Source organism: Algoriphagus aurantiacus (genome assembly GCF_035156405.1).
In the GTDB taxonomy this organism is placed as follows: domain Bacteria; phylum Bacteroidota; class Bacteroidia; order Cytophagales; family Cyclobacteriaceae; genus Algoriphagus; species Algoriphagus aurantiacus.
The window spans coordinates 150,107-169,561 of the sequence record NZ_JAXRUT010000001.1 but is presented as its reverse complement, the minus strand read 5'-3'; the positions used below and the strand labels follow the sequence as shown (position 1 = coordinate 169,561).

The window sequence follows — 19,455 nt, the reverse complement described above, 5'->3', positions numbered from 1 at the left end:
ACGAGCTGTCCTGTGATGTCTTGGGTTTCTTGCAGACTTGCAATAGAAGGTACATGTTTATGAATTGAGGGTAATTCGAAATGTAGTCCCCTCTCCAAGCTTGCTCTCAACTTCTATAGTTCCCTCTATGCTTTGCACATGATTGTAAACCAGATAAAGACCGATCCCTCTACTATCTTCATGTTTATGAAAGGTTTGCTTGAATCCAAAAATTTTATCTCCGACTTTGTCCATATTAAACCCTAGCCCATTATCAGAAAAGATAAGTTGAAATTTTCCTTTTAAACATTTGGTGGAAATAGTTATGACAGGAGGTACCCCAGGCTTCTTATACTTTATGGAATTGGTGATTAGATTAAGAAAAATACTTTCTAGATAAGTGGCGTTAGAGGTGACAATAGGTAGTTCTGCAAAATCATCTATTATGGTAGCGTCCGCATTTTTGATAAGAGATCCGATAGACTTAGTCACTTTTTTAGTCACTTTTTTTAGCTCAATTTCTTGAAACGGAATGTATAGAGATTGTTTATCCCGAAGTTCTCTGGAATAGACGTTAAGTTTTTCCCGTAAATCTTCACAGCATAATTTAAAAACCTCCATGAGCTCCAAGGTCTCTTGATCGGTGATTTTTGATCGGTCGATTAATTCATAAATAGACAATAGATTATTTACAGGGGACCTGAGGTCATGCGAGGTCATGTGACCAATGTGTCGAAGGTCTTTGTTTATTTTGGTTAGGTTAGCTAAAAGTACATTTCTGTCTGCTTCAATTTCTTTTTTTTGAGTGATATTCTTTGCTATTGCAAACACTATTTTTGCTTGTTCAATTGGCTGGGAAGTCCAAGAAAGCCATACTATTTCTCCAGATTTGGTAACATACCTGTTTTCAAAATCAACCAGAGGAACGGATTTTATCAATGCTTTTCTTACACTTGCTGTCGTTTCTTTATCTTCTTTATAAATGAAATGGCTAATTGGATTTGAATACAACTCTTCATAAGTATAGCCTAAAACCTGCTTGACTGCAGGATTTACTTTTTTGAAATATCCATCAAATCCTGCGATACAGATTAAGTCTGCCGTTACTTCAAAAAAAATATCATACTGTGAAAATTCCGAATTCATTTACTGCTATTAGAAGAGGATTAAGCTTAAAAACTTAAGCTAGGATAGACAAAAAAAAATTAAAACATGAAAAAGATGCTTCGTTTAACAAAAAGATTGGCCATCAAAAAAATTGACAGCCAATGAAAGGAATTATCCTTCTAGTGTGAAAGTCTCATCCTCCAGGTAATTTGGATATATTTTACGATGTTGTTTTTTTACTTCTGCTATCAAAGCTTGGCGAAAACCATCCACATTCTGCCCACTTGCTGCAGCCATAAATACCGGTGAAATTCCCGTTTTCTTTTCGTAAGCCTCTTCCAAAGCATCGAAATCTAGAAAGTTAGCTTCTTCCAATTCTAATTCTGTCATTTTCATACTTTCCTCCTCGCTAGGCATGGTTTCCACTAGATCAATCTTGTTAAAGACAAGTAAAATTGGCTTATCTCCTGCTTTGATCTCACTCAATGTCTGCGTAACGACAGCAATGTGATCCTCGAAATGAGGGTGTGAAATATCCACCACATGCACAAGTAAATCAGCCTCACGAATTTCATCCAAGGTTGATTTAAAAGCTGCGATTAGGTGGGTAGGGAGTTTTCTGATGAACCCAACTGTATCGGAAAGCAAGAATGGTACATTTTCAAGTACTACTTTTCGGACGGTGGAATCTACCGTGGCGAAAAGCTTATTTTCTGCCAGAATATTGGTCTTGGTGATCAGGTTCATCAGGGTGCTTTTACCCACGTTGGTATAACCAACTACTGCCACACGAACTATTCCTTTTCTGCCTTTACGTTGGGTTTCACCTTGCTTTTCTATCTCACGAAGTTTCTCTTTGAGAAGGGTGATTCGATTTCGGATATCTCGTTTATCAGTTTCAATTTCCTTTTCACCTGCTCCCCCACGAGTGGTCGTGCCACCTCTTTGACGTTCCAAGTGAGTCCAAAGATTGGTCAAACGCGGTAGTAAATATTGGAAGCGGGCAAGTTCAACCTGTGTTTTAGCTTGGGCTGTTTGTGCTCTTTTCAGGAAAATGTCTAGGATTAGCAAAGATCTATCATAGATGGTTACCTTCAGTTCATTCTCAAGATTTCTCATCTGAGAAGGAGAGAGATCATCGTCGAAAATGACCATATTCACCTCAAAATGCTTGATATATGCGTCGATCTCTTCAAGCTTACCAGTACCTACGAAGGTCTTAATATCTGGCTTTTCCATTTTCTGGGTAAAGCGATATACTGTCTTTGCCCCTAAAGTCTCCGTCAAAAATGCCAATTCATCCAAATATTCTTCAGTCTGTTGCTCGGTTTGATATTGTCGGACTACACTTACTAAAATAGCCGTTTCCTCCTTCGGAGCCGTTTCGTGAAGTTTTTGAAGTTTTCTGGAATGTTTACTCATAAGTTAATTGATATAGCTAAAAGAATGCGAAAGGCTGGGAATTAGTTTCCTAATTCTTTAGAAATCACGATTCGTAGCTATGTTTTTTGGAATTAAGGGAAGAGATGACACAAAGTTCAACATATTTCCTTAGAATTGATTAGGATAGTCTTCTGACTGGTAGTTATTTTGCCCTTTAATTCTGGAACCAATATATACCTAAATGGCTCAAATAATAAAAGCATCTTTAGCGGGTGTGCTAGAGATTTTCCCGAGAGTTTTCGAAGATCAAAGAGGTTATTTCTTTGAATCTTATCGAGCAGATTGGCTAAAATCCGAAGGGGTGAATCATGGATGGGTTCAGGACAATCAGAGCTTTTCTCAGAAAGGAACTGTACGTGGATTGCATTTCCAGCGTGGAGAATTCGCTCAGGCGAAATTGGTGCGAGTGGTTCAGGGGAAAGTTCTTGATGTGATTGTGGATTTGAGAAAAGGCTCACCCACTTTCGGGGAAAAATACGCTACTATCCTCGACGAAAGCCGGAATAATTTAATGTACGTACCTGCGGGATTTGCACATGGATTTTCTGTGCTGGAGGATTCTATTTTTGCGTATAAGTGTTCCAATTATTATAACAAAGAGAGCGAAGGCGGAATTCTTTGGAATGATCCTGCGTTGGGTATTGATTGGCAAATAGCAGGCCCGATCACTTCTGATAAAGATGCAGATTGGCCCACGTTAGAAGAATTCAAAATTAGTGAAGGAGGATTGTAATGGGTTTTTTAGATTTATTTAAGAGAAATCCGGAAGTAGTGGAAGACTTTGACCTAAGTTGGTTGGAGGTGGACATGCATTCGCATTTGATACCGGGAATCGATGACGGATCCAAAACCATGGAGGAATCCCTTCATTTGATCAAGCGACTTTCTGGCTACGGCTTGCGTAAAATAATTACTACTCCACATATTATGTCGGAGTACTATCGCAACACGCCTGAAATCATTAGTATGGCGCTTGAGGATTTACAAAGAGCGGTAAAAAATGAAGGTATTTCCATCGAAATTGAGGCTGCTGCGGAATATTACATAGATGAGATTTTCCTTGAGAAAATCCAAAATGGAGATGAGATTCTCACTTTTGGCGATAATTATATTCTAGTGGAAACTGGCTTTATCAATAAGCCTCAAATGCTTCTGGAAATTATTTTTCAGCTGGAAATGGCAGGTTACAAACCTATTCTAGCCCACCCAGAGCGCTATCAATACCTAATTACTGACAAAGGGCTGCTTCAGGATTTAGCAGACAGAAAAATCCTCTTTCAGGTAAACTTACTTTCGCTCACAGGTTTTTACTCCAAGCAGGTGAAAGATTTCGGTGAAATGCTGGTAGAGACAGGACAGGTTCGGTTTTTTGGAACTGACTGTCACAATCCACGCTATTTAGACATGATGGAGACGTTGCCAAAATCTAAATTATATAGTAAAATCAAGCAACTCGACCTGCTCAATTCCTCTCTTTGATTTGCAGATAAGTCAATGAAAATTCTCATTACAGGTATTACAGGATTATTTGGGAGCTATTTGGCAAAAGAATTTGCTGTGCTTGGTGAGATTCATGGTTTCCGAAGGCCAAACTCCTCTCTTAGGCTGCTGGAGGGAATTGATTTCCAGATTAGTTGGCATGAAGGAGAACTTTCAGATATAGACTCTCTTGAAGAAGCACTCGATGGCATGGATTTGGTGTTGCATGCTGCGGGGAAAGTCTCTTTTGATACTAATGACGAGGAGAGTTTGCATCGTATAAATGTGGGTGGAACGACGAACCTTGTTAATGCCATGCTAAATACTGGGGTGAAAAAACTTGTGCATGTCAGCTCCGTAGCTGCGATAGGAAGAAGTCCTGAACTGATGCAACTCAACGAGAATTTCAAATGGGTAGAATCTCCATTGAATACCGACTATGGAATTTCTAAATATCTAGCTGAGCTGGAGGCTTGGAGGGGTGAACAAGAAGGAATAGATTTGATCGTTGTAAATCCCTCAATTCTATTGGGTAAAATTAGTGATGATCGTAGTTCAACAGACATATACCACTATGTACTGGAAGAGAATTCCTATTATCCAACGGGCGATCTTAACTATATCGATGTGCGTGATGCGGCTAAGCAAGTCAAAGAATTGGTAGAAAAAGAAGTTTGGGGCGAGCGATTTATCTTAAATAAAGAACGGATTTCTTACAAGGAATTCTTTGAGAAAATGGCTGCTGTTCTTGGGAGAAAAGCTCCATCGAAGTCAGTAAGCACATTAATGTTGAGAACCGTTGTGTTTTTCAATACAATTTTCAGAAAAATAGGTCTTAGCAAAAGCCCATTGAATAAGAAAACAGCTATGATTTCACAGCAAAAAGTATTTTTCGATAATGCTAAAGTGAACAAGTTGCTTCAAAGCAACTACCATAGCTTGGAAGACACATTTATCTGGTCAAAGTAAACTTATATTTGATCCCAATCGTTTCTTCCCAAAGCTTGAACGGTAAACAACAACATTTCTCTAAAAGCGTAAAATAAAATTTAACAAATCGAGATTTTGAGAGACCAATTTAATTGGTAACTTAAATAAACTATAACGTATCCTAATGACCGGAGATCACGATCACGATTGGGAAAATGACAAGAAGCTGGTAGAGCGATTTGAAAATTCCCTACAATCCAATCTGGACCTTTATTTCGAAGAGGAGGAATTGGAAGATATTATCCGATTTTACTTTGATCAACAGAAGTTTCTCAAAGCTCTACGCGCAGCTGAATTTTCGTTGGAAAGATTTCCTTTTTCTGTGGAAATCAAGCTCTTGAAGGCCCAATGCTTGATTTTCAATGATGAATTGGAAGAAGGTCTGGATATCTTGGAAAATATAAATAATATTTCTCCCAACAACGAAGAAATAATTCTTGCTTTGGCTAATGCCTATATTCTGGGTGGGACGCCCAAGGAAGGAATAGAACTATTGGAGAATTTCCTGCCTTTAGCTGAAGATAAAGCCGAGATATTTTATTCCTTAGGAAATCTTTATCGTGTGCAAAACAACAATGAAAAAGCAAGTTACTATTTCAAAGAAGCAGTAAAAAACCGCATTAATCACGAAGATGCGCTTTTCCAGCTGGCGATGATTACTGAGGAAGAGGGCTCCTTTGATGAGATTCTGGACTTTTATCAGGAATTCATCGACCAGGATCCTTATAGTGCTGGCGCTTGGTACAACTTGGGAGTCGTCTATAATCGTCTGGGCAGATTTGAAGATGCGATCAAAGCATATGACTATGCCATCTTGATCGATGACGCTTTTGCTTCAGCTTATTTCAATCTCGGTAATGCGCTGATGAATACTCAGCAGTATGAACTTGCATTAGAAGCTTATCAAAACACAATCAATTGTGAAGGGGCAAATGCTGAGAATTGTTGCTACATGGGTGCTGCCTATGAAAAGCTCGAAAAAATTGACGAGGCTTTCAAATATTTTAAGAAGTCAGCCAAGTTTGATGAGGAATACGACGACGCTTGGTTTGGTCTAGGAATGTGCATGCTGAAGAAGGAGAAATTCTTTGAAGCCATACATTATTTCAAAAAAGCCTTAAATCTTACAAAAGAAAATTCTAATTATTGGGTAGGTCTGGCAGATGCTGAATTTAATTTGGGAAACATGCAAGCTAGTTCGGAAGCCTATGAAGAAGCAATCAATTTGGAGCCGGGTGTTTTGGAAACCTATGTAAATCTGGCACTTATATATTTTGAGCAAAATCGCTTTGAAGAGGCAATTGATGTGACTCGTGAAGGAATTGAGGAAATGCCAGAGGAGGCAGAACTATATTATCGCTTGGTAGTGTACTTAATCAAAATGGGCAATTACAAAGAGGCGTTTTCATTTTTGGAAAATGGGTTAACTTTGGACTTCGAAAAGCATACCATCATGTATGATTTGATGCCGGAGCTTAAACAACAGAAGGCGTTATACAAGATTATTGCCCAATATCGAGAGGAAAATCTCGAGTCTTAACATTAAAACCTCGCTAATGAATTATGAGCTGAATAATATCCCTGTTCGGACTGAAAAGCCACGAACCAAAGGATTTACCATGGCCATGGACAAAGGCCTAAGCCTACGTGCCACAGAAGATTTTGTAGAAAGTTGTTCCGATTTTGTAGATATAGTAAAACTTGGCTGGGCGACATCTTATGTGACCAAAAACCTAAATGAAAAACTTGCCATCTATAAGGAAGCAGGAATTCCTGTTTACCTAGGAGGTACTCTTTTTGAAGCTTTTATAGTTAGAGGCCAATTTGACGATTACAGAAAAGTTTTGGACAAATATGATCTTACTTTTGCTGAGGTATCAGATGGATCTATATCCCTTAATCATGACAAGAAGTGCGAATTTATCGCAACCCTGGCAAAGCAAGTAACTGTACTTTCTGAAGTTGGGTCTAAGGATGCTGCGAAGATTATTCCTCCATATAAGTGGATTGAGCAGATGCAGACAGAATTGGATGCTGGGGCTTGGAAAGTAATCGGAGAAGCTAGAGAAGGAGGAAACGTAGGCCTTTTCAGAGATTCGGGAGAGGTAAGGCAAGGACTAGTGGAAGAAATTCTTACCCAGATCCCTGAAGAGCGGATCATCTGGGAAGCTCCTATCAAATCTCAACAGGTTTGGTTTATCAAACTGATTGGCGCAAATGTGAACCTTGGAAATATCAGCCCCTCTGAAATCATTCCTTTGGAAACTATTAGACTAGGACTTAGGGGAGATACTTTCGATCACTTTCTGGGAGAAATCAAATTGTAATATAACTCAACTAATTACAGGCTGATTGGAATACTCCGATCAGCCTTTATTTTTGATCATGGATTTTATCAGAAAACACATACTCACCTACCTGAAGGGAATGGCGATGGGAGCAGCAGACATTGTTCCAGGTGTCTCAGGCGGCTCTATTGCCCTGATCACCGGCATATACGAGGAATTGCTCCGTAGTATCAATTCCTTTACGGGTGACAGTCTGGGATTATTGCTGAAATTTGAATTCAAAGCATTCTTCCGGGCGGTCAATGGTAGCTTTTTACTGAGTTTGCTACTGGGGATTCTCACCAGTATTTTCTCTCTTTCGAAGCTCATTACCTTTTTGATGGTGGAGCATCCAATTCCACTCTGGTCTTTTTTCTGTGGATTGATCCTAGTAAGTGCTTTTCTTATTTTGAAGGATATCAAAAAATGGAGCCTGGGAGTAGTGATTGCGTTGATCATCGGTACAATTGCCGCTTATATTATTACAGATTTGCCGCCTACATCCAGTCCCGATGCACTTTGGTTTACTTTCGTAGCTGGTGCTATAGCTATTTGTGCCATGATACTGCCTGGGATCAGCGGAAGTTTTATTCTACTTATTTTGGGTAAATACGAGGCTATTTTACAGTCCGTTACGGAGCGGGATTTTGCTACATTGGCTGTCTTTGCGCTGGGATGTATTGTCGGGCTTTTATCTTTTAGCCGGGTGATATCCTGGTTGCTGAAGCGATATTATTCCATTACTATTGGGCTGCTTTCTGGCTTTATGCTTGGTTCCATCAATAAACTTTGGCCGTGGAAAATTGTCACTGCATATCGAACTTCATCCAGTGGTGAGGAAAAGCCTTTTTTGACCGATAATATCTTCCCCGGAGAGTATCTGGAGCAGACAGGCTTCGAACCAAAACTGATGGTAGCAATTGCCGCTTTTGCTTTTGGGATTATTTTGGTCGTTGGGATAGATAGGCTGGCAGCATATTTAAAGAAATCATGAGAAAATTTGGATTGATAGGACATCCACTTACGCATTCTTTCTCGAAGAAATATTTCACAGAGAAATTTGAAAAAGAAGGAATTGTAGGCTGTTCTTATGAGCTGTATGACATTCCGAATGCTCGGGACTTGGAGGGAATTCTAAGTGAAGATCCTGAGATCGAAGGAATCAATGTCACTATACCACACAAGGAAGATGTGATAGCATTGATGGATGACTTGGATGAAGCCTGCGAGGAAATCGGAGCTGTAAATTGTATTCACATTCAAGATGGAATGCTCACTGGATACAATACAGATTATATAGGGTTTAAAAATTCACTTTCTCCCTGGCTTGGTTCTGTAAAACCAAAAGCTTTGGTTTTAGGAACAGGAGGAGCATCGAAAGCTGTCAAACAGGCATTGAAGGATTTAGCTATTGAATTTATATCTGTTTCCCGATCTCAAGATGAGGATCAAATCACCTATGAAGACCTGGCTGCCGAGCCTGAAATAATGAGGACTCATCAATTGATTGTCAATACTACGCCGTTAGGCACTTTTCCGAAGGTGGAAGGGATTCCAGCTATTCCTCTGGAGCAGCTGACATCAACTCATTTGGTATATGATTTAGTATATAATCCTTCAGAAACGGCCCTGATGAAAGCCTGCTTGGACAAGGGTGGAAAAGCAAAAAATGGACATGAAATGTTGATCCTACAAGCTGAAGCAGCTTGGGAGATTTGGAATTCATAAATGTTAATCTGATTATCCTCAATCTTGCCAGTAGCCAAAATTTCTTTGCTGACCCGGTCAGAAGCTCGAAGACGGATGACCGAAGTAGCGTAAATAAAAGCGTTAAGTGCAATTAACTGAAAGAAAGTGACAGAAATAAGCGAGATAGAAAGAATATTAGATAAACTAATAACCTTGTTGAATGAAGACAATCAGAAAAACTGGGCAGAATGGTTTCTTGAGGCAAAAAACTTATTAAGCGAAGATATAGAAAGCTCCGTTTCGAAGATTCTTAGAGCATATGGTGGTATGGGTTCATTTAATGACACATACTTAACGAAAATTACTCGCAACAATGAAAATTTTTCCATACTTAGAACTCAACTATGGGAATTGGCAATGGAAGTCAAAAGGGAATCAAGAAAAAATTGAAAAAGCACCTAACACACTGTAAAAATGCATTAAATCGCATTTAACAGTAATCGTTTGCCATATAAGCCACTTTTATTAAAAAATGAAAAAAGCCATCTTAATCATTCAGTGTCTCGACCAGAAAGGTATTGTAGCAGAAGTTTCCAGATTTCTCTATGCCTATGAAGGGAATATATTAGAAGTGGATCAGCATGTGGATGAGGAAATGGGGATGTTTTTCATGCGAGCGGCTTGGGAATTGGATTCTTTTTCTTTAGCTAAAGATGAGATCGAGTCTCGCTTCAAATCAGAAGTTGGAGAGCGATTTCAAATGGAATTTAAGCTTCATTTTAATTTTCCGAAGCCTAGAATGGCGATTTTCGTCAGCAAGCTTTCTCATTGTTTATTTGATATTTTGGGAAGACATTACGCCGGGCAGCTGGAGGTGGATATTCCATTGGTCGTGTCTAATCATCCAGACTTGAAGCAGGTGGTGGAGGCATTTGGAATTCCCTATCACTATATACCAGTCACTGCTGAGACCAAAGCCGCTGCCGAGGCCAATCAGCTAGAATTGATGAAGGCTAATCAAATTGATTTTGTGGTGCTGGGAAGATATATGCAGATCTTATCTGCGGAATTTATTCAGCATTTTCCCAATCGGATTATCAATATTCATCATTCATTTTTGCCGGCATTTGTAGGGGCTAAACCCTATCATGCAGCATTCGAGCGTGGTGTGAAAATCATTGGTGCAACGGCTCATTACGTTACCGAAGAATTGGATGCTGGTCCTATCATCGAGCAGGAAGTAGCACGAGTGAGGCATCACAATACTGTATCCGAATTAGTACAAATCGGTCAAGATGTTGAAAAGGTAGTGCTGTCCAAAGCCATCAAATATCATGTAGATCGCAAGGTGATGCCGATCAAAAACAAAACAGTGATTTTCTATTAAGGAATAATCTTTCTAGGAATGTCTTTTGGTAACCGGGTAAGCATTTCGTAATTCACCTGCTGTGTGGATTCGGAAAATGATGCTACAGTGATTTCTTTTCCTCCTTGTTTTCCGATTAGAATTACTTCATCACCTACTTTTAAATCTTTGATCTTGCTTACATTCACAGCGATGGTATTCATCGTGACAGTACCCACCACATGGCAATAGCAGCCTTTAATTAACACCACTCCTTGGTTACTCAATAGTCGGCTGTAACCATCTCCATAACCCACAGGCACGATTGCCAGACGAGTATTTTCCAAAGCCATATAGCTATTGCCATACCCTACAAACTCTCCGGTTTTTACTCCTTTCAAACTCATAATAGTGCTCTTCCAGGTTATCAGTCTTTTGAGAGGGTTTTTATTTCCTTTAGGGAGTGAATTTAGCTTCGCAAAAAAAGTCTCCTTGGTAGGCCAAAAACCATAGCCAGCTATACCTATTCTCACCATGTCCATGATAGTTTCTGGGAAAATAAGGGTAGCTGCAGAGCAGGCAGTGTGATAGGTTTTGAATGCAATGTCTTGAGTTTTGAAAAAGTCCTTGAACTCCTGATATCGGGCAATTTGATTTTTTACTCTGACGTAATTACTTACTGATTCGGCTCCGGCATAATGCGTGCAAAGTCCCTCAATAGATATGAAATTATAATTCTCCTGGAGCATTTCAGCCAGCTTTTCTCGCTGATTCCAATCAAATCCTGTTCGATGAAAACCGGTTTCCACCTCAATATGGACTTTTGCAGGAATTCCGATTTCCTTTGAAATCGAAATAGCTTTTCCCAGTCTTTCAAAATCAAAAACGTAAAAACTGATTCCTTTTCGGATAAGCTCTTGGAGCTCTTCTAAATGGAGCATGCCCAAGATCATGATTTCAGATCCTTTTTTTGCTTTCCCCCAAACTTCCCAAGCTTCATCTGAACTGAAGGTGCTGAAATGTCGGATTCCTGCTTTTTCAGCTATTTCGACCATTTGCGAGATACCATGACCGTATGCATTACCTTTCACTACAGCAGATATTAAAGGCTTTGGGCCAATTTCTGAGCGTATATAGCGTATATTTTGTCGATAAGCTTTGGCACTGATTTCAAGGGTGGAGGTGGCAATCATATTAATATTTTAATTCGATCGAGAAAGTAATGCACTCTACATCCTTATCCCAATTCTTGATTAATTTTATTCATTAATTCGACTTTTATGAAATCGAGCATGACTCAGGAGTAACACAGGGGTATGATTATTATCATGCGAGATTCCATATGAACGCTTAAAAAACAAGTTATAAACCGATGAAAAATGCTTTCCAAGTTTCTGATCAAAAACCTCGCTGTCCTTGGTGTCTTGGTTTTGAAGAATATGTAACCTATCATGATACTGAGTGGGGAGTACCAGTATGGGATGATCGCGTGCACTTTGAATTTTTAATTTTAGAGTCTGCCCAAGCAGGATTGAGTTGGGCTACAATTTTGAAAAAGAGAGCCGGCTATCGCAAAGCTTTTGCAGACTTTGATTATAAAGTAGTCGCAGAATTCCCCGAAAGTTATGTTCAGGAGTTGCTTCATGAGCCTGGCATCATCAGAAATGTGTTGAAAATCCGAGCAGCAATCAATAATGCAAAATGCTTTATAGAGGTTCAGAAAGAATTTGGCTCTTTTTCAAAATACATCTGGGGATTTGTAGGAGGTAAGCCAATTCAAAATTGCTTATCATCCATGAGCGAAGCTCAGGCCACCACCAAAGAATCTGATTTGCTTGCCAAAGATCTAAAGAAACGTGGATTCAAATTCCTTGGAAGCACCACTGTTTACGCACACATGCAGGCAACCGGGCTATTCAATGACCATTTGGTAGATTGTTTTCGGTATAAAGAAGTGAAAATATAGTAGTCTACTGTCTACAGTCCACTTCAGTATTTTGGAAACTTTATGTCTAATAAAATTACATATGGAAAATTAGTCTACCTGCTGAATCAAGGAATTCACCTGGCAAAAAGATTAATGTCATCAAAATAAACTTTCCCCAAAGTCAAGTCGGGTACAAACAAACTGACCTGGATGCTTTCTGCATCTTTCGGAAAATTTTCTAAAGTGGCCTTCAACTTGAACCAATCAAAATCACCTTGAAAAAGCTGTTCATTTGTGGCGGCAACACTTCTATTTTCGCTAGTTTCATTAGAAAAGACCTTCATCATAATGTAAACTCTACCTCCTGCAGTCAAGTCTACGACATCTTCTCCTTTCACAAAAGCCATTAGCTCCACTGTGCTTCCCGGTGATGGCATAGGCCCTGTGTATGTTTGAGTCCAAGTGGCAGAATTGGCAGTGGATCTTTCTTTATTTTCGATAAAAATGGATCGATTTCCAGTCAGGAAAACTTCCCGACTTACTCCATACTGAATTGTATTGGGGGTCATCGGAGCCCAAGGCAAAACGTTATCTGGATACAGGGATAAATTGGGGTTTAAGAGCAGCTGACTTCCTTTTGGTAGGTAGTCTTCCTCACTGCTACAGGAAATCAATAGGAAAAGTAAAAGAATCAGGGTAAAGTTTGTACCAGCTTTCATAACTCAAGTAATTCATTCATTTTCAGATGAATCTAAGTTACTAGTTTTGCTTTAGAGTTAGGGTTATTGCATAGATAAACTAAAAAAAATTTTAAACCACCGTTTCTAATCCTTGCATGGAGAGGAGTTTATGAATGAAAAGGGAATATATCCAAGTCTAGGGATTATTTGGAAACAAGGTATGCTCTTATACGAAAGCAAAGAATACAAGCCACACTAAGAATAAAAGAGGTAACAGGATTGGTAAGGAGAATCGGATCATATAGCCAAAGAAGGATGGCATTTTGATGCCATTTTGCTCAGCTATAGACTTCACCATGAAGTTTGGCCCATTTCCAATATAAGTCATCGCGCCGAAGAATACCGATGCAATGGCGATGGCCATCAATTCAAATGCGGAGTCATGATATCCGTCAGCTGCAAACTGACGAACTTCTTCAATGTTATTGATGGAAGCACCTTTGGAAGCCATAGCGGCTGCAAGGAAGTTCAGGTAGGTTGGTGCATTGTCCAAAAATCCTGAAAGGATGCCTGTACCCCAATAGAGCGTGTTGTGCGTGATCATCGCAGCGCCATCGGGTGATTTAGCAAATGCACCTACGAGCTCTAAGGCCGGCATCATAGTCCCAAATATTCCAATGAATATAAATGCAACTTCTCGAATAGGCTCGAAGTTGAACTCATTACCTTTGATGGCTTTCTGATCTGCGAATCTGTAAGACAAGAAAGCTACAGTCAGCATAATGATCTCTCGGATATAGGAGAATTTCTGGCCGTCATAAACGATGGCTGGCACTCCTTCTATTACATTTGGATCGAGAAATACTGAGCAAATGATAATAAATAACCAGCCAAAATTCTTGATTCCAATTAAGGAAAGCTTATTGGAATAAGTAGTTTCTTCCAATTCGCTGTCATCATTTGCTCTTCCAAATTTTTTGTCAACAAAGTAAAAAATAACAGCTAGGGCAATTAATGCAAATACCCACGCCGGCCAGTTATGTTCCAAAGTCCAGAAGAAAGGAATGCCTTTCAAGAAACCTAAGAATAGTGGAGGATCCCCTATTGGTGTCAAAGAGCCACCAATATTACTCACCATAAATATGAAGAATATGATGTGGTAGGCCTGAATGTTTCCTTTGTTCAATCGGATAAATGGACGAATCAAAAGCATGGAAGCTCCTGTCGTACCGATCAGATTAGAAATCAGTGCACCGATAATTAATAAGGTAACGTTTGCGAATGGGGTTGCTTTCTTATCTATCTCTATAAGTATGCCTCCGGAAGCAATGTATAAGGATGCCAGAAGTGCTATAAACTGGATGTATTCTGCCATTGCATGGACTGGCGCATGGACATTTCCAAGAATAAATAAATAATAGAAAACGACCAGCAATGCGAATCCGATGGCGATTTTCGGATAGTTTTTGTGCCAAAAATGCTCATAAAATAGGGGGCCGGTTGCAATCATGAGCAATAAGGCTACAAATGGGATGACCAGCCAAAGAGGGGCAGTATGATGCTCCTCATCTATGGCTTCTTCCACCAAATCCTCATGAGGGGCAACTTGGTCGGGATTTCCATGATCTACTTGAGCTAGGTATAGCTGCTCACTTTCAGAGTTTTGGGCAGTAGCATATTGCGTGTCTAATCCACCAAAGAATAATATTCCGAAAAGAATAGAGAAACTAAAGACAAAATTCTTCATTAGGCTAAATAGGTATACTGGGGGTTCTTTTCGGTTAATTTAAGCAAATTATTGATTGTTGGTATCCAACAGTGGCTTCTGCTAAACTACAGCTTTTGCCTGATACAGCGCAATCAAAACTTACCATCTTATTGGATTTAATCAAAAATTAACTCCGTCTGATCAAAGACCAAGTATACTTTTACACGAGTTGTGCTAGCGCTATGCTAAAGGAGCTTTCTGCTAGTTTAATTTTTTGTGGATTGGCAGAATGAACATTTTTTAGCGCCTTTTCAATTGTCCTGCTGACATCTGTGAATATCGCCATATCAGTAACTTCAACGTTATCACTCATTAAATAAGCGAATACTCGGGCCATACCACAGTTTGCGATAAAATCAGGAATAACAGAAACCCGCTGATCAGTCCAAACGCCAATTGATCCAAAGAAAATCTCTGGGTCAGCGAAGGGTACATTGGCACCACAAGAAATAACTTCTAAGCCAGAATTGACCATTCGCTCTGCTTGATCCTGAGTGATCAGTCTAGAGGAAGCTGCAGGGATGAAAATTTCACTCTCTAAATCCCATATTTTTTGATTAATCTCTTCAAATGAAAGTTGATTTTCGGCTACGAGTTTATTTCCATTTCTATTAAGGAAAAGCTCACGAATCTCATCAAGTGAGTAACCTTCCTCATTAATCACTCCACCTTCTCGGTCGATGATACCAACTATTTTCACTCCTTCTACAGCAAGAAAACAGGCAGCAGCAGCTCCTACATTTCCCCAACCTTGAATCACTGCACGTTTACCCTTGATGTTTCCACCCCAGATTTGATAATAATGCCTTATAGCTTCTGCTACTCCAAAACCAGTAATCATGTCGGCTACGGTATATTTTTTAGGGCCATTAGGAGTGAAAAGTGGATCTTCTAGAACTTTGGAAACGCCTTGTCTGAGTTGGCCGATTTTTCTGATTTTTTCAGGCTCAGCAGCATGATAGTGACCATTTACTACACCTTCCTGTGGATGCCATAGACCATAGGATTCTGTGATCGGAATTACTTCATGGATTTCGTCCACATTTAAGTCTCCGCCAGTGCCGTAATAACTTTTCAATAAAGGGATCACTGCTTTGTACCAGCGCCGAAGGACTTCATCTTTACGGGGATCATTTGGATCGAAGTTGATACCTGACTTCGCTCCGCCAATCGCCGGACCGGAAACGGTGAACTTTACTTCCATGGTTTTGGCAAGAGATTCCACTTCACGCTTGTCCAGTCCTTTTCTCATACGGGTACCACCGCCTGCGGCTCCACCTCTAAGGGAATTTATCACTACCCAGCCTTCTGCTTCAGATTCGCTGTCGCTCCATTCAAAAGTGATTTCGGGTTGTTTATTTTCAAACTTTTTAAGTAATTCCTGCATGTAACTTGGGTTTATAGCTAGGCAAAAATAGAAAAATAAACCTCTCCCACAGCATGAAGTCTGATGGGTGGTCAGCCATAAATTACTCCACCGGATGAGTCCTTACTTGCTCCAGTGACAGAAGCTAAGCAGTTGCTCTCATTGCGGAGACGCAATACCCCCAAAAATCCAAAAACCAATGCTTCTTTAAATTCTATCAGTTCGGGAGTAGCGAAAGTATGGATCCATTTGTTGTCAAGCTGCCTATCCAACTGCTCAACAAAGAAAAAGTTGTATGTGCCGCCTCCCGTGATCAAGATGGAAGGCTTTTCAGTGAGTTGGTACTGCTTTATGATTTTGGCGATCTGAAATGCATAATGTTCCACTAGCGTTCTTAGAATGTCTTTTTCGGCAAGACCACTCGAACTTATCAAAGGAATAAAGTCATTTTCCAAATCCTCTCTTCCCAAAGACTTTGCATCTGATTTGCTATAATAAGGCAACTCATTCAGTGCTCTCAATAACGTTTCGTTTAGAAGGCCCTCTTTTGCCCAAGCCCCATCTCTATCGTATTCAGCACCCAGTACATTCGCTTGGGCATTCAGCAACAGGTTAAAAGGGCAGGTGTCAAAAGCAATTCGCTTACCCGCTGATTCCATGCTAATATTTGCAATACCGCCTAAGTTGATACAAAAATCGATAGTAGGAAAAAGTAAGCGATCACCTATGGGCACCAAAGGTGCGCCTTGGCCTCCAAGCTGCACATCCTGCATTCTGAAATCATTGATTACTTTTTGTCCGGAAGCTTGATGCAGTGCCCAGCCATTTCCTATCTGAAGGCTAAGCCCACGAGATGGCTGGTGAAAAACTGTATGTCCGTGAGAGCAAACAGCCATTGGTTTGATCTGCTTTTCGCTACAGTATTCTCTGACCTTTTCCCCCATCCACTTACCAAATTCTACATCTAGGAGGGCTAGTTCCAAGGCAGAAAGCCTATGGCTGTTCATAAGTTGGGTTCCCAGTTCTTTCGGAAAAGGAATGGTAACTGCATCTAAAATCTCGTAAGACCACTGATTATGAAGCTCATAGTTGCAATAGGCAATGTCTAGGCCGTCTCCTGAGGTTCCAGACATCAATCCGATCATGGTGTAGTTCGTTGGACTCATGGGTTAAAGTATGTTAAGTGGTGACTAAGCCAAAGATAATTTAACACGGATAAAAGGCACTACTTTTTTTGAATGGCTATTTTGCGGAATATTAATTAAACTGGATGACAAACCTGATAATAGATATTGGTAATACTAGAATTAAAACAGCTCTCTTTGAAGGAGAAAAGCTACTTAAGGAAGAAGCATTTGAAGGTCTTGAGGAAGCATTAAACTATTGGAATTCAGTATCATTTGATCATTGTTTGGTGAGTTCTGTGAAATGGAGCGAACCCGAGCTACAAGATGTTTTGCCATTCCAGTTTACTTATCTCAGCCCAGAGACTAAGGTACCTATTACCAATGCTTACGGAACACCAGCAAGCTTGGGTTTAGATCGGATTGCAGGAGCGATCGGCGCCTGGGCTATGCGAGGAAAAGGCCCAATTCTCGCGATAGACTTGGGAACTTGTATTACTTTTGATCTTATCGATGAAGGAAACTCCTATTTAGGTGGAGCGATTAGCCCTGGGCTTGGGATGCGCGCTAAAGCGATGCATGATCAAACAGCAAGATTGCCACTGGTTGATCTGAAAGTGAAACCCACTGACCTGATTGGAAACAACACGATCACTTGTATGCAGATCGGTATTTGGCACGGAGTTGAGCTCGAATTGCTAGGGCAAATAGAGGCATACACCAAAAAATTTCCAGAAATCGAGGTCTTTGTTAGTGGCGGAGATGCCCAATCTTTTGATTCATTGGCAAAAGACCTCATATTTGTAGTCCCAAATTTGGTCCTTTATGGATTGAATTCTATTCTAAACCACAATGTTGAGTAAAATCAAATTGCAATTGCTGGGTGTACTATGCACCCTTTTCTTATTTACAGAAGCTCAGGCTCAGTCCAGTGCTTCTACTTATAGTGCGCTCGGTATCGGTGAATTTAATTATTCCGGTCTTACCAATAATCAAGCTATGGGAGGACTTGGCATCAGTTATGGTACTGCCTGGAATCCCAATTTCGTTAATCCGGCACTTTCTACTAAAAACACGATTTTTAACTTTGAGGCCGCGCTGAATTATAAAAAGATAGCTGCTAATAACGGCACTGAGACTTCAGATGTTGATGGTGGTGGATTATCCTACATTGCATTTTCACTTCCTGTGAAAGTAAACAAGGCGACTGTCGGATTAGGATTGAATCAAATCACCAGTGTGAATTATAGATTGCTTATTCAAAGCCCCGTTAGCAATGCAGATGTGCAGGCATTGAATTCTATCGAAGGGGATGGCGGTATTTCAGAAGCTTATTTAAGCTATGGGATGGTAGTAGCCAAAAATTTGAGTCTGGGTGTACAAGGTTCTTACTTATTTGGGTCAACAATACGAACTAATCAATTGGCACTTTTTGATGATGAAGGAGGCCAAGTAGGGAGTACTTCAGAATATTATGAAAGATTAACAGTAAGTGATGTGGGCCTAAAAGCAGGTGCATATTACTTCCTACCTTTGAATACAAAGAGCAGGTTGCATTTAGGTGCCATTTATCAGCATTTAGGAGATGTTAGTGGAAAAGCTTTTGCCAAGCTCGCATCAATTGGCCAAGCTAGCGATCCGGATTCAGATGGAGACTTGATTGCCAATGATGAACCGGGAAGCATTTATATCCCTAATCGGTACGGATTCGGGGTTTCTTATGAGAAAAACAATAAATATGTGATTGGACTGGAAGGCCAATATCAAGACTTTAAAAAATATAGATCTTTGCTAGATGATCCTGTGCAATTAAAGGAAGCTATCAAAGTAGGATTGGGATTTCAGGTTACACCTGATTATCTTGATGTAGATAATGCCCTAAAGAGAGGTACTTATCGTGTAGGATTTGAATACCAACAGACGCCATATTATTTGAACGAGACTAATATTAATGACCTTGGCATTAACTTTGGAGCTTCACTTCCTGTAAACCAACTTTCGCTACTGAATTTCGCAGTGAAGGTAGGACAGAGGGGAACCACTGATAAGGGCCTGATTCGAGAGAATTATGTGAACTTTACCTTAGGTTTGTCATTGAATGATAACAGTTGGTTCTACAAAAGAGTTTTTGATTAATAATTAACCAAACCAAACGATCAAAATGGTTAAGTCCAATTTTCAATACCTGGATTTAGACATGAAGATTAAATTGTGCCGAATTAAACCATTAT

Annotated in this window: 19 protein-coding genes; 12 read left to right on the top strand and 7 right to left on the bottom strand. The window is 39.9% G+C overall.

Features of this window, described 5'->3' with window-relative positions; translation table 11 throughout:
- Positions 1 to 57: 57 nt before the first annotated feature.
- Both SYJ56_RS00710 and hflX read right to left on the bottom strand, forming a co-directional pair.
- The gene (locus SYJ56_RS00710; RefSeq protein WP_323831493.1) at positions 58 to 1,125 is read right to left on the bottom strand and encodes a PAS domain-containing sensor histidine kinase; all 1,068 of its coding nucleotides are present in this window, start codon (positions 1,123 to 1,125) and stop codon (positions 58 to 60) included.
- Between the two features lie 132 nt (positions 1,126 to 1,257).
- Positions 1,258 to 2,508, bottom strand: coding sequence for a GTPase HflX (gene hflX, locus SYJ56_RS00705; RefSeq protein WP_323831491.1), 1,251 nt, complete (start codon positions 2,506 to 2,508; stop codon positions 1,258 to 1,260).
- Between the two features lie 202 nt (positions 2,509 to 2,710).
- Between hflX and rfbC the strand changes: the two genes are divergently transcribed.
- The 9 genes from rfbC (at position 2,711) to purU (ending at position 10,401) form a co-directional block, all read left to right on the top strand.
- Positions 2,711 to 3,262, top strand: a complete 552-nt coding sequence (gene rfbC / locus SYJ56_RS00700) for a dTDP-4-dehydrorhamnose 3,5-epimerase (protein ID WP_323831489.1) — start codon at positions 2,711 to 2,713, stop codon at positions 3,260 to 3,262.
- Positions 3,262 to 4,008: a tyrosine-protein phosphatase gene (locus tag SYJ56_RS00695; protein ID WP_323831487.1), complete on the top strand. Its 747-nt coding sequence runs from the start codon at positions 3,262 to 3,264 to the stop codon at positions 4,006 to 4,008. Before rfbC ends, SYJ56_RS00695 begins: the two co-directional genes overlap by 1 nt.
- Positions 4,009 to 4,023: 15 nt before the next feature.
- Positions 4,024 to 4,977: an NAD-dependent epimerase/dehydratase family protein gene (locus SYJ56_RS00690; protein ID WP_323831485.1), complete on the top strand. Its 954-nt coding sequence runs from the start codon at positions 4,024 to 4,026 to the stop codon at positions 4,975 to 4,977.
- A 145-nt stretch (positions 4,978 to 5,122) separates the two neighbouring features.
- Complete coding sequence (locus SYJ56_RS00685; RefSeq protein ID WP_323831483.1) at positions 5,123 to 6,538, top strand: tetratricopeptide repeat protein; 1,416 nt, start codon at positions 5,123 to 5,125, stop codon at positions 6,536 to 6,538.
- A gap of 16 nt (positions 6,539 to 6,554) precedes the next feature.
- Positions 6,555 to 7,325, top strand: a complete 771-nt coding sequence (locus SYJ56_RS00680) for a phosphosulfolactate synthase (RefSeq protein ID WP_323831481.1) — start codon at positions 6,555 to 6,557, stop codon at positions 7,323 to 7,325.
- A gap of 58 nt (positions 7,326 to 7,383) precedes the next feature.
- On the top strand, positions 7,384 to 8,319 hold the full coding sequence (locus SYJ56_RS00675; protein WP_323831479.1) for a DUF368 domain-containing protein: 936 nt from the start codon (positions 7,384 to 7,386) through the stop codon (positions 8,317 to 8,319).
- Complete coding sequence (locus SYJ56_RS00670) at positions 8,316 to 9,053, top strand: shikimate dehydrogenase family protein (RefSeq protein ID WP_323831477.1); 738 nt, start codon at positions 8,316 to 8,318, stop codon at positions 9,051 to 9,053. The genes SYJ56_RS00675 and SYJ56_RS00670 overlap by 4 nt, the downstream gene beginning before the upstream one ends.
- 126 nt (positions 9,054 to 9,179) lie before the next feature.
- Complete coding sequence (locus SYJ56_RS00665) at positions 9,180 to 9,464, top strand: DUF6966 domain-containing protein (RefSeq protein ID WP_323831475.1); 285 nt, start codon at positions 9,180 to 9,182, stop codon at positions 9,462 to 9,464.
- A gap of 82 nt (positions 9,465 to 9,546) precedes the next feature.
- Entirely contained in the window at positions 9,547 to 10,401 is an 855-nt protein-coding gene (purU, locus tag SYJ56_RS00660; RefSeq protein WP_323831473.1) for a formyltetrahydrofolate deformylase, read from the top strand.
- On the opposite strand, the gene alr is transcribed toward purU, so the two are convergent.
- Positions 10,398 to 11,552: an alanine racemase gene (alr, locus tag SYJ56_RS00655; RefSeq protein WP_323831471.1), complete on the bottom strand. Its 1,155-nt coding sequence runs from the start codon at positions 11,550 to 11,552 to the stop codon at positions 10,398 to 10,400. The two genes, purU and alr, sit on opposite strands and share 4 nt — an antisense overlap.
- A 179-nt stretch (positions 11,553 to 11,731) precedes the next feature.
- On the opposite strand from alr, the gene SYJ56_RS00650 reads away from it, so the two are divergent.
- Positions 11,732 to 12,325 carry a DNA-3-methyladenine glycosylase I gene (locus SYJ56_RS00650; RefSeq protein ID WP_323831469.1) on the top strand — a complete coding sequence of 198 codons (594 nt, stop codon included), beginning with the start codon at positions 11,732 to 11,734 and terminating at the stop codon, positions 12,323 to 12,325.
- Between the two features lie 95 nt (positions 12,326 to 12,420).
- Here the strand turns inward: SYJ56_RS00650 and SYJ56_RS00645 are convergent, their stop codons facing one another.
- From SYJ56_RS00645 to SYJ56_RS00630, 4 genes are all read right to left on the bottom strand, one after another.
- The gene (locus SYJ56_RS00645; protein WP_323831467.1) at positions 12,421 to 13,005 is read right to left on the bottom strand and encodes a hypothetical protein; all 585 of its coding nucleotides are present in this window, start codon (positions 13,003 to 13,005) and stop codon (positions 12,421 to 12,423) included.
- 187 nt (positions 13,006 to 13,192) lie between these two features.
- Positions 13,193 to 14,713 (bottom strand): sodium:proton antiporter, encoded by a 1,521-nt coding sequence (locus SYJ56_RS00640; RefSeq protein ID WP_323831465.1) that lies wholly within the window; start codon positions 14,711 to 14,713, stop codon positions 13,193 to 13,195.
- Positions 14,714 to 14,894: 181 nt separating this feature from the next.
- Positions 14,895 to 16,121, bottom strand: coding sequence for a Glu/Leu/Phe/Val dehydrogenase dimerization domain-containing protein (locus SYJ56_RS00635; protein ID WP_323831463.1), 1,227 nt, complete (start codon positions 16,119 to 16,121; stop codon positions 14,895 to 14,897).
- Positions 16,122 to 16,192: 71 nt separating this feature from the next.
- Complete coding sequence (locus tag SYJ56_RS00630) at positions 16,193 to 17,266, bottom strand: anhydro-N-acetylmuramic acid kinase (RefSeq protein WP_323831461.1); 1,074 nt, start codon at positions 17,264 to 17,266, stop codon at positions 16,193 to 16,195.
- Positions 17,267 to 17,370: 104 nt separating this feature from the next.
- On the opposite strand from SYJ56_RS00630, the gene SYJ56_RS00625 reads away from it, so the two are divergent.
- The gene (locus SYJ56_RS00625; RefSeq protein ID WP_323831459.1) at positions 17,371 to 18,087 is read left to right on the top strand and encodes a type III pantothenate kinase; all 717 of its coding nucleotides are present in this window, start codon (positions 17,371 to 17,373) and stop codon (positions 18,085 to 18,087) included.
- Positions 18,077 to 19,360, top strand: coding sequence for a hypothetical protein (locus SYJ56_RS00620; RefSeq protein WP_323831458.1), 1,284 nt, complete (start codon positions 18,077 to 18,079; stop codon positions 19,358 to 19,360). The genes SYJ56_RS00625 and SYJ56_RS00620 overlap by 11 nt, the downstream gene beginning before the upstream one ends.
- The last annotated feature ends 95 nt before the right edge of the window (positions 19,361 to 19,455 follow it).